9 protein-coding genes are annotated in these 10,030 nt (G+C 71.4%); 3 read left to right on the top strand and 6 right to left on the bottom strand.

From position 1 onward, the window contains the following. Window positions 1-584 (top strand): SDR family oxidoreductase (locus tag TA90_RS05805; protein ID WP_043535067.1); only part of this gene is annotated, 584 nt, incomplete at its 5' end. A gap of 13 nt (window positions 585-597) precedes the next feature. Here the strand turns inward: TA90_RS05805 and uvrA are convergent. Then, window positions 598-3,456 carry an excinuclease ABC subunit UvrA gene (gene uvrA, locus TA90_RS05800; RefSeq protein WP_043535066.1) on the bottom strand — a complete coding sequence of 953 codons (2,859 nt, stop codon included), beginning with the start codon at window positions 3,454-3,456 and terminating at the stop codon, window positions 598-600. Window positions 3,457-3,583: 127 nt separating this feature from the next. Between uvrA and TA90_RS15025 the strand changes: the two genes are divergently transcribed. Further along, window positions 3,584-3,901, top strand: a complete 318-nt coding sequence (locus tag TA90_RS15025) for a YciI family protein (RefSeq protein WP_043535065.1) — start codon at window positions 3,584-3,586, stop codon at window positions 3,899-3,901. On the opposite strand, the gene TA90_RS05790 is transcribed toward TA90_RS15025, so the two are convergent. The 4 genes from TA90_RS05790 to TA90_RS05770 form a co-directional block, all read right to left on the bottom strand. Then, the gene (locus tag TA90_RS05790; protein ID WP_074015319.1) at window positions 3,838-4,578 is read right to left on the bottom strand and encodes a response regulator transcription factor; all 741 of its coding nucleotides are present in this window, start codon (window positions 4,576-4,578) and stop codon (window positions 3,838-3,840) included. The genes TA90_RS15025 and TA90_RS05790 overlap by 64 nt on opposite strands. Beyond that, window positions 4,575-5,630 (bottom strand): sensor histidine kinase, encoded by a 1,056-nt coding sequence (locus tag TA90_RS13140; RefSeq protein ID WP_147513396.1) that lies wholly within the window; start codon window positions 5,628-5,630, stop codon window positions 4,575-4,577. Before TA90_RS13140 ends, TA90_RS05790 begins: the two co-directional genes overlap by 4 nt. A gap of 18 nt (window positions 5,631-5,648) precedes the next feature. After that, window positions 5,649-7,199, bottom strand: coding sequence for an ABC transporter ATP-binding protein/permease (locus tag TA90_RS15020; protein ID WP_197067858.1), 1,551 nt, complete (start codon window positions 7,197-7,199; stop codon window positions 5,649-5,651). Between the two features lie 306 nt (window positions 7,200-7,505). After that, window positions 7,506-8,312 carry an alpha/beta fold hydrolase gene (locus TA90_RS05770; protein ID WP_043535063.1) on the bottom strand — a complete coding sequence of 269 codons (807 nt, stop codon included), beginning with the start codon at window positions 8,310-8,312 and terminating at the stop codon, window positions 7,506-7,508. A gap of 88 nt (window positions 8,313-8,400) precedes the next feature. On the opposite strand from TA90_RS05770, the gene TA90_RS05765 reads away from it, so the two are divergent. Next, complete coding sequence (locus tag TA90_RS05765) at window positions 8,401-8,685, top strand: YciI family protein (protein ID WP_043535062.1); 285 nt, start codon at window positions 8,401-8,403, stop codon at window positions 8,683-8,685. Between the two features lie 77 nt (window positions 8,686-8,762). Here the strand turns inward: TA90_RS05765 and TA90_RS05760 are convergent. Continuing rightward, window positions 8,763-10,030: HAD-IC family P-type ATPase (locus TA90_RS05760; protein ID WP_043535061.1), on the bottom strand; the 1,268-nt coding region annotated here is incomplete at its 5' end.

Here is a 10,030-nt window from a genome sequence, read left to right as displayed (position 1 = left end):
GGGAACAGGCCGCCGCACTGCCCGACGCGGAACCCTTCGTGGCGGACCTCGCGGACCCCGGGGCCGTCGGCCGGGCGGTCGACTCGGCGTTCGGAGGCGGCGCGCGCCTCGACGTCCTCGTCCACTGTGCGGGGATCGCCGGGCGCGGCACGGTCGCCACGACCTCACGCGAGGAGTGGCGTCGCATGCTCGAGGTCGACGTGGTGGCCGTCGCCGACCTCACCCGGAGACTCCTGCCCCGACTGCGCGCCTCGCGCGGCCTGGTGGTGCTGGTCAACTCAGGCGCGGGACTGGTCCCCTCGCCGGGCAATGCCGCCTACTCGGCCGCCAAGCACGCGTTGAAGGGCCTCGGGGACGCTCTGCGGGAGGAGGAACGCGGGCTCGTCCGGGTGACCTCCGTCCACCCCGGACGCATCGACACCGGGATGCAGCGGGCGCTGCAGGCGCAGGACGGGCGGGCCTACGACCCCTCCGAGCACATGGACCCCACTGACGTCGCCCGGACGGTCCGGCTGGCCGTGGACATGCCGGCCGACGCCTGCGTGGAGGACCTGAGAGTCCGTCCCTGGAACCCGCGCGCCTGAGGTCGACCTCCGCTCAGGCGCTGCGTCGCGCGGCACCCCGGGAGAGGACTCCCCTGAGGTACTGGCCCGTGAAGGACTCCGACACCTCCGCCACCTGCTCCGGTGTGCCCTCGGCGATGACCCGACCGCCCCCGGAACCGCCCTCGGGACCCATGTCGATGACCCAGTCGGCGGACTTGATGACGTCGAGGTTGTGCTCGATGACCACCACGGTGTTGCCGCGGTCGACCAGGGACTGCAGGACCAGGAGCAGCTTGCGGATGTCCTCGGTGTGCAGACCCGTGGTGGGCTCGTCGAGGACGTAGACGGTGCGCCCCGTCGAGCGTCGCTGGAGCTCGGAGGCGAGCTTGACGCGCTGGGCTTCCCCACCCGAGAGGGTGGTGGCCGACTGGCCGAGGCGCACGTAGCCGAGGCCGACCTCGACGAGGGTGTTGAGGTGGCGGGCGATGCGGGGGATGGAGGCGAAGAACTCCGCGGCCTCCGAGATCGGCATGTCCAGCACGTCGGACACCGTCTTCCCCTTGTAGTGGATCTCCAGTGTCTCGCGGTTGTAGCGGGCCCCGTGGCAGGTCTCGCAGGGCACGTACACGTCGGGCAGGAAGTTCATCTCGATGCGGATCGTGCCGTCGCCCTTGCAGGCCTCGCAACGCCCGCCCTTGACGTTGAAGGAGAACCTGCCCGGACCGTAGCCACGGACCTTCGCCTCGGTCGTCTCCGCGAAGAGCTTGCGGATCAGGTCCCACACGCCGGTGTAGGTGGCGGGGTTGGACCGGGGGGTGCGTCCGATCGGCGACTGGTCGACGTGGACGACCTTGTCGAGGTCCTGGGTGCCCGTCACTGCACGGTGGCGACCGGGCACCGTGCGGGCGCCGTTGAGCCGGGAGGCGAGGGAGCGGTAGAGGATCTGGTTGACCAGCGTGGACTTGCCCGATCCCGACACCCCCGTGACCGCCACGAAGCACCCCAGCGGGAAGGCGACGGTGACGTCGTCGAGGTTGTGCTCACGGGCTCCCTTGACGACGATCTGCCGCTTGGGGTCCACGGGCCGCCGCGACTCCGGCAGGGGGATCGAGCGCCGCCCCGCCAGGTAGTCCCCCGTGATGGAACGCGGGTTGCGCCGCAGGTCCTCCACGGTCCCGGAGTGCACCACCCATCCACCGTTCTCCCCGGCGCCCGGGCCGATGTCGACCACCCAGTCCGCCGCCTCGATCGTCTCCTCGTCGTGCTCGACGACGATGAGGGTGTTGCCGAGGTCCCGGAGCCGCTCCAGTGTGGAGATCAGCCGACGGTTGTCACGCTGGTGGAGGCCGATGGAGGGTTCGTCGAGCACGTAGAGCACCCCCACCAGTCCTGACCCGATCTGGGTGGCCAGGCGGATGCGCTGGGCCTCGCCCCCCGAGAGGGTCCCGGCACCGCGTGAGAGCGTCAGGTAGGTGAGGCCGACGTCGACGAGGAAGTCCAGCCGGGCGCGGATCTCGTGGAGCACCGGTCCCGCGATCGCGGTGGCGCGGGCGTCGAGCTCGAGGTCGTCGAGGTAGGCGCGGGCATCCGAGATGGACAGGTCGGAGAGCTCGGCGATGTTGAGGTCCCCCAGGCGCACGGCGAGGACCTCGGGGCGCAGGCGCGCCCCGTGGCACGCCGGGCAGGGCACCTCGCGCATGTAGGCGTCCATGCGGTCCAGGGTCCACTGGGACTCGGTCTCCTCGCGCTTGCGCTCGACGAAGTTGACCGCGCCCTCGAACCCGGTGGTGTAGGAGCGCTCCCGGCCCCAGCGGTTGCGGAACTTGACCTTGACCTCGTAGTCCTGTCCGAAGAGGACTGCCTGGCGGACCTCCTCGGGCAGGTCCTTCCACGGCGTCTTCACGGAGAAGCCCATCTCGCGGCCCAGCGAGGTGAGGAGCTGGACGTGGTACTTCTGGTTCGAACTCCAGGGGGCCACCGCGCCCTCGGCGAGGGAGAGCTCCTCGTCGGGGACGACGAGGTCGGGGTCGACCTCCAGCTTCGAGCCCAGTCCCGAGCACTCCGGGCAGGCGCCGTAGGGAGCGTTGAAGGAGAAGGTGCGCGGCTCGATCTCCTCCAGGGCCAGGGGGTGGTCATTGGGGCACGCCCGCTTCTCGGAGAAGCGGCGGGAACGCTCCGGGTCGTCCTCGGGGAGGTCGACCCGGTCGATGACGACCAGGCCGTCGGAGAGGCCGAGCGCGGTCTCCACGGAGTCGGTGAGCCGCTGGCGGATCCCCTCGCGCACGACGAGGCGGTCGACCACGACGGAGATGTCGTGCTTGAGCTTCTTCTCCAGGACCGGAGGCTGCTCGAGGCGGACCTGCTCCCCGTCGATGATCGCGCGCGCGTAGCCCGAGGTGCGCAGTTCCTCCAGGAGGTCCTGGTACTCACCCTTGCGGCCGCGCACCACGGGGGCCAGGACCTGGAAGCGGGTCCCCTCGGGCAGGGCGCGGACACGGTCGACGATCTGCTGGGGGGTCTGGGACTGGATGCGTGCACCGCAGACCGGGCAGTGGGCGACACCGGCACGGGCGTAGAGGAGGCGCAGGTAGTCGTGGATCTCGGTGATGGTGCCGACGGTGGAACGCGGGTTGCGCGAGGTCGACTTCTGGTCGATGGACACCGCGGGCGAGAGCCCCTCGATGAAGTCCACGTCCGGCTTGTCCATCTGCCCGAGGAACTGGCGGGCGTAGGAGGACAGGGACTCGACGTAGCGACGCTGGCCCTCGGCGAAGATGGTGTCGAAGGCGAGGGAGGACTTCCCCGAGCCGGACAGGCCCGTGAACACGATCATCGAGTCGCGTGGGAGTTCGAGGTCGATGCCCTTGAGGTTGTGCTGGCGGGCACCGCGGATGATGAGCTGGTCAGTCACCTGTCGATCCTACGTTCCCGGGCTCCGGTTCGTACAGGTGTTCCATCGCACGCCCGGTCGGAGGGGTGTGCTCCCCCACCCTCGTCCCCGTCGCACGTGCGGCGCCGGGGGCAGGCATAATGTCCCCATGGGCCTCTATGTGATCGAGTACACCTACGACCATTCGCTCGACTCCCTCATCCACGACTTCCGTCCCTCGCACCGCACGTTCCTGCGGGAACTGCACGACCGGGACATCCTCGTGGCGTCGGGTTTCCTGCGTGATGCGATGGACGAGGGCGCGCTCATCATCCTCCGTGCCGACTCCGCGATGGACGCGCTGCGCATCCTGGAGGATGACCCCTTCTTCTCCGCCGGGTTCATCGTGCGCCGCCACGCCCGTCAGTGGGTGCCGACCATCGGCGACCAGGCGGACGACTTCGACACGGAGTTCCCCTTCTCCTGACCCGCGCCCCTCCCGGCGCGCCCGCGGGACGGCTGTGCCGTCGCCAGCCGGGACCGTCCCCGCACGGGGTCGTGCCAGAGCCAGCCGCGTCCGCGGGCGAGGTCGACTGCCTGGGCCCGTGACGTGGCTCCCGTCTTCCCGATGGCGGACGAGAGGTGGTTGCGGATGGTGCCCCTGCTCAGGAGGAGCCGGGCGGCGATGTCGTTGACCGACCGGCCGTCGGCGCTGACGCGCAGGACCTCCCGTTCCCTGGGCGTGAGGGGGTTGCGTCCCCAGGTACGGGCCTCCTCGAGGAGGCCCGGGTCGTACACGCGCTCCCCTGCGGCCACCCGCCGGATGGTGTCGACCAGTTCACCGGGTTCCGTGTCCTTCGTGACGAAGTCCGCGCACCCGATGTCCAGCGCGCGCGTGACGTAGCCGGGACGGTCGAAGGTGGTGCACATGACCAGTCGGGTCTCCGGGTACAGCCGTGCGGCCCGGTCGGCGGCGGAGAGCCCGTCGCCGGGCATCCGGACATCGAGCAGGGCGACCTCCGGACGGGTGTCCCGGATGAGGCGGAGTGCGCCCTCCGCGTCGGAGGCCTCACCCGCGATCCTGAGGTCCGTGGTGAGTTCCAGGTAGGTGGACAGTGCCCTGCGGAAGAGGACCTGGTCGTCGGCGAGGACCACCCGGATCATGGCAGCCTCGCGGTGACGGTGGTCCCGCTGCGGTGCCCGCCCGCGACGACGAGTGTGCCACCGCATGCGGCGAGTCGGTTCCGCATCCCCCGGATACCGGCTCCCTCCCTGATCGGTGCCCCGCACCCGTCGGCGACCATCACGCCCCGGGCGTCGACGGTGACGGACACGAGCGTTGCGTCTGCGTGGCGGACGGCATTGGTGACGGCCTCGCGGACGACCATCGCCAGGACCGGCTCGTACCGGGTGTCGGGCACGTCGGTGCGACGGACGTCGAGACGGATGCCTGCGGCACCGGTCGTGGCACCCGCGGCCGAGAGTTCGGCGTCGAGTGTCGCCCGTCGGAGGTCGCGGACCGCGTCGCGGACGTCGCGGGAGATGGTGGAGGCGAGCTGCTCGATGTCCGCCAGCTCGGCGCGGACGCGCTCCGTGCGGGCGCGCTGCGCGAGCTCCGCGGCGAGCCGGGCCTTGAGGGCAATGGTGGTCGCGGAACTGCCGAGGACGTCGTGCAGGTCGCGTGAGAGGCGTTCGCGTTCCCACAGCACGGCCGGGTCGGCGATCGCCTCCCTCGCGTCGACGAGCTCCTCGTGGACCTCGACGAGGTGGAGCACGAGGACGGTCGCGACCGCGACGGACAGGAGTGTCAGGAGGTCCGGGAGCACCTCGTCGGGAGGGCCCTGTACGAGGCCGAGGACGCCCAGGGCGAGGAGGCTGGCGGAGGCGGCGGCGATCCCGGCCCGGCGCGGGAGCAGGACGAGCATCAGGCAGATGGCCCCCGCGAACACGGGAGAGCTCCCGACCCCGAGCAGTGCGACGAGGACCGCTCCGAGCACGGTGACGGTCCCGACCGCTGCCACCCGGAGCGCCGGTGTTCCTCCGGTGCCGGTGAGCAGCGCCGCTGCGACGGTCGCGACTGCGTAGGTGAGCGCGAGCACGGTCGCGGACACCCTGTGGGGGGCGTGTTCGGGCGCACCCAGCAGCGTCACCCACGCCGGGACCGTGAGCACGGTGAAGCAGACCGCGATGAGCGTGCCGATCCACGGGTTCCTCATCGTGCCATCCAATCCCATTCACACGCGTTCCGTGACACGGTCGTACCGCCACAGCGAGAGGGACACGAGCGCCCCGAGCCAGGCGGCGAGGACGACGCCCGCGGTGAGGGCCCTCATCGGGGTGTCACCGGCCGCTCCGAGCTCGGCGAGCCAGTAGCTCGGCATCGTCCGCGCGACTGACGTCCACCACTCGGGCAGGGCACCCAGGGGGAGGAACAGCCCGCCGAGGGTCGCCAGGGCGAGCATCAGCACGATGACGATGGTCTGCACGTTGTCCTTCGTCGCGAAGAGTCCGACGGCGACGCCGAGGACGGCGAAGGTGACGGACCCGATCCAGATGCCGAGGGAGGAGAGGACCCATCCGAGAACCGTCTGGGAGACGCCGTCCACCAGGACGGACACGAGGGGCACGGCCACGACCGCCGGCAGGGCGATGAACACACCCACGACGACCTTCGCGGTCAGGTAGCCGCGAGCCGGGAGCGGGGTGAGGCGGATGACGCGCTGCCACCCGGAGGCACGTTCATCGACGATCCTGGTGCCCACGAGCAGCCCGGCCGTCATCGCACCCCAGACGGTCATCCCGACCATGATCTGTCGGGGCTCGACGACCGACTCGGAGCCGGCGAAGAGCAGTGTCTCCAGGACGTAGAACACTGCGGGGAAGACGAGGGTGAAGAGCAGGGTCCCCGAGGAGCGCAGTGTCCGGCGGAACTCCAGGAACAGGTGGCCGATCATCATGACACCTTCCTCTCCTGTGCGGTCAGGGTGAGGAACGCGCGCTCGAGCGACACTCCTTGGACCTCGATCGTGGTGGCGCGTGGGACGGTCGTGACGAGCGCGCGCAGGGTCTCGTCGGAGCGTGTGGTGAGCAGTGTGACACGGTCGTGCCTCCACGCCACCTCGACCACCCCGGGGGAGGCGGGCGAGATCTTCGCGGTGCTCCACCGGGACACTGGCGGAGACCTCCCTCCCTGCGGCCAGGTCCTGCACGTCGGTCACCGTGCCGTCGGCGATGATCCGCCCGTCCTGCATGAAGACCACCCGGTCGGCGAACTCCTCGGCCTCGGCGAGGTGGTGGGTGGCGAACAGCACCGTCCTCCCGTTCGCGCTCACCTCCCGTAGCGACGCCCAGAAGGCGTGCCGCGAGGCGACGTCCATCGCGGCCGTCGGTTCGTCGAGCACGAGGACGTCGGGGTCCCCGGCGATCGCGAGGCCGTAGGCGACGCGCTGGCGTTGGCCCCCTGACAGCCTCGTGGAACGACGGCTCGCGAGGTCGGCGATCCCGGCCCGCTGCAGTGTCTCCGGGACCCCCAGGGGGTGCCGGTGCAGACTGTTCACCATCCCGACCAGCTCGGAGACCGTCGCATCGTCGAGCAGGGCGGTGGACCGCAGCATCGCACCGATGGTCCCGGTGCGGACGGCATCGGCGGGTGACATCCCGGAGATCCGGACCTCGCCGGCGTCCGGGGAGGTCGGGCCCAGGATCAGGTCGATCAACGTCGACTTGCCCGCCCCGTTGGGCCCCAGGAGGGAGACCACCTGTCCCTGCGGGACCTGCGTGCTCACCCCCCTCGACCGCTCTGACCGCGCCGTACTCCTTGCACACCGCACGGGTCTCGATGGTGTGGTCGCTCATGACTGTGGCTCCTCCCTCGTCTGCGGCGGAGCAGGGCCTCCTGCCCTGTCCGAGGGGCGAGGCCCGTCCCGGCGCACGGCACTCCCGCACGTCCGGGGCCTGTGGCCCGGGCCATCGGTCCCGGCGGCCGGTGGGCGTCACCCCCAGTGCTCCCAGCGTCGCCTCATCGCGAAGGGCTCACATAGGGCAGATGTCATGGGTTCGCCCGGTGGGGCACGCGGGCACGCCCCGCAGGCTCATCCCCGGGCGGCGGCCCCGGTGCGTGCGAGCAGCGCCCGGGCCACCGTCGCCGGTTCCTCCACGGCCGACATGTGCCGCACACCGGGAATGCGCAGGACCTCCACGTCGGGGCAGGTGCCCCCGCGGATCACCCCGGCCAGGTCGTCCGCAGCAGCCCAGGGCAGCGCCGCGTCGTCCTCGCCGGAGACGAGCAGGACAGGGCTGGTCAGAGCGTCCAGTCCGGGTCTGAGGTCGGTGGTCGAGAGGACTTCGCAGCACTGGGCGTAGCCCTCGGGTGAGCACGCGAGGAACTCCGCGCGGATCCGCCCGACCCACGTCCGTCCGCGGCCAGCGCGGAAGTCCGGTGAGAACCAGCGCTCCATCGTCGCGTCGACGAGGGGCCCGGTGCCGCCCCGTCGCACGGCCGCAGCCTTGTCCACCCAGGCCTGCGCGGGTGGGTTGACGGGGCCGGAGCTCATGACGGAGGCGGTGGACACCCGTCCCCCGGCGTACTCCGCCGTCGCGAGGGCGACCATGCCCCCCAGGGAGAGCCCGCCGACGTGGAAGGTCCCCACTCCGATCCCGTCCAGGGACCGCAGGAGGGCCGCCACGAGCTGCCCCATGGTCAGCGGAGTGCCGACGGGGGCCGGCTGCGTCCCACCGTGTCCGGGCAGGTCGTAGCGCACCACTCGCAGGTGGGGGACGAGGTCTCGGACCACGTCGTCCCACATCACGTGGCTCGAGCCCAGCGAGTGCCCGAGCACCAGGACGGGCGCGTCCTCGGGCCCGTCCACGTGCAGTCCCAGTTGCCATTCCTCCGACATCCGTGTCCCCTTCCGATCGAGGTCCTGCCACCAGTGTGCCGCCGACACCCGGGGCACGCGAACGCACCGTCGGCGGTACGGTGGGGTCATGGCTCTCTTCGCTGTCGATTACGTCTACGACCCGACCCGCACCGCCGAGATGGACCCCGTCCGTCCCCTCCACCGGGCCCATCTCGGTGAGCTCCACGACCGCGGCGTCAACGTCGCCTCCGGCCCGTGGGTGGGTGAGAGGCCCGGTGCTCTGATCCTCCTCCACGCCGACTCCGCGGAGGGAGCGCTCGCCGCCCTCGCCGAGGACCCCTTCTTCGTCGGGGGCTTCGTGATCTCACGCACCGCGCGTCAGTGGAACCCGGTCATCGGCGAGATCGCCTGAGGTCCCCGCGCCGTCCCGCACCCCGGCGGGGGTCGCGCCCCGTCCCCGGGGCCCCGGCCGGTCCGGGTGAGGAGTCCCTACCGCTCCGACGCCCCGCGCGCCTCCGCCTCGGCGTGCGCGCGGCGGGCGAAGAGGCGGTGGGCCACCTCGATGAGGAGGCACGCCCCCAGACCGAAGCAGGCCACGACCGGCCACTGCTGGGAGGTGGGCCACTCCAGGGCGAAGAAGTGTCGCGTCAGCGGCACGAGCACCCCTGCGACGGCTCCCACGGCCATCGCCGCGAGCAGTCCGACACGCCAGCCCACGAGAGGCCTCGCGGTGATCGACAGCAGCCACAGCGCACCCGCCATCAGTGCCAGGGTGGCGGCGGTCTGACCGGCGACCGAACCGGTGCCCACGACGCCGTAGGCCCCCAGGGCCGCGCCGGACAGGACCAGGCCGCTGGGCACCGCCAGCCGCAGGGTCCGCCCGAGGAAACCGGGCACGTAGCGGCGGGTGTTGGGTCCCAGTGCGATGAAGAACGCGGGGATCCCGATGGTGAAGGCGTCGATGTAGGTGAAGTGGCGCGGCAGGAAGGGATAGGTCCAGGCGAGGAGCGCCGTGAGGACCGCGATGACGGTGGCGTAGGTCGTCTTGGCGAGGAAGAGGGCGGAGACCCGCTCCATGTTGGCGATGATGCGCCTGCCCTCGGCGACGACGCCGGGCAGCACCGAGAACCTGTCGTCGACGAGGACGAGCTGGGCCACCGCCTTCGTGGCACGCGAGCCGTTGCCCATCGCGATGCCCAGGTCCGCGTCCTTGAGCGCGAGGGCGTCGTTCACACCGTCCCCCGTCATCGCCACCGAGTGGCCACGCCGTTGGAGGGCGTGGACCATCGCCCGCTTCTGTTCGGGCGTGACCCGTCCGAACACCTCGTGGTCCTCCACCGCGTCGGCGAACTCCTCCGAGCCGAGGTCCGGTGGCAGCGTCCGGGCATCGCAGGACCGGGCGGGTGAGCCGTCGGGTGCCTGCAGGCCGACCGTGGCGGCCAGGGAGGACACCGTGACCGGGTTGTCCCCGGAGATGACCCGCACGTGCACCCCCTGGTCGCGGAAGTAGCCCAGGGTCTCCGCTGCGTCCTCGCGGAGGTCCTCCTCCAGCACCACCAGGGCGACGGCGTGCAGGTCCGCGGGGAGGTCCTCCCCTCCGTCCGCACGGGTGGTGTGGGCCAGGCACACGACACGCAGGCCCTCACCGGCGAGCCGGGCGGCGCGTGCGTGCACCGCGGGGTCCGCGCAGACGATCTCGGGGGCGCCGAGCACCCACCCCTCGGTGCCCCGGCCCCAGCCCGACCACTTGCGCGCCG

It is taken from the genome of Actinomyces polynesiensis, from assembly GCF_000820725.1.
In the GTDB taxonomy this organism is placed as follows: domain Bacteria; phylum Actinomycetota; class Actinomycetes; order Actinomycetales; family Actinomycetaceae; genus Pauljensenia; species Pauljensenia polynesiensis.
Note: the sequence above shows the minus strand (reverse complement) of the source record. Positions and strands in the feature narration are given on the sequence as shown.

Coding starts and splice junctions, on each gene's coding strand:
- TA90_RS15025 (WP_043535065.1), top strand. CDS start 3,584: ATGGGCCTCTATGTGATCGAGTACACCTACGACCATTCGCTCGACTCC.
- TA90_RS05790 (WP_074015319.1), bottom strand. CDS start 4,578: ATGATCCGGGTGGTCCTCGCCGACGACCAGGTCCTCTTCCGCAGGGCA.
- TA90_RS13140 (WP_147513396.1), bottom strand. CDS start 5,630: ATGAGGAACCCGTGGATCGGCACGCTCATCGCGGTCTGCTTCACCGTG.
- TA90_RS05770 (WP_043535063.1), bottom strand. CDS start 8,312: ATGTCGGAGGAATGGCAACTGGGACTGCACGTGGACGGGCCCGAGGAC.
- TA90_RS05765 (WP_043535062.1), top strand. CDS start 8,401: ATGGCTCTCTTCGCTGTCGATTACGTCTACGACCCGACCCGCACCGCC.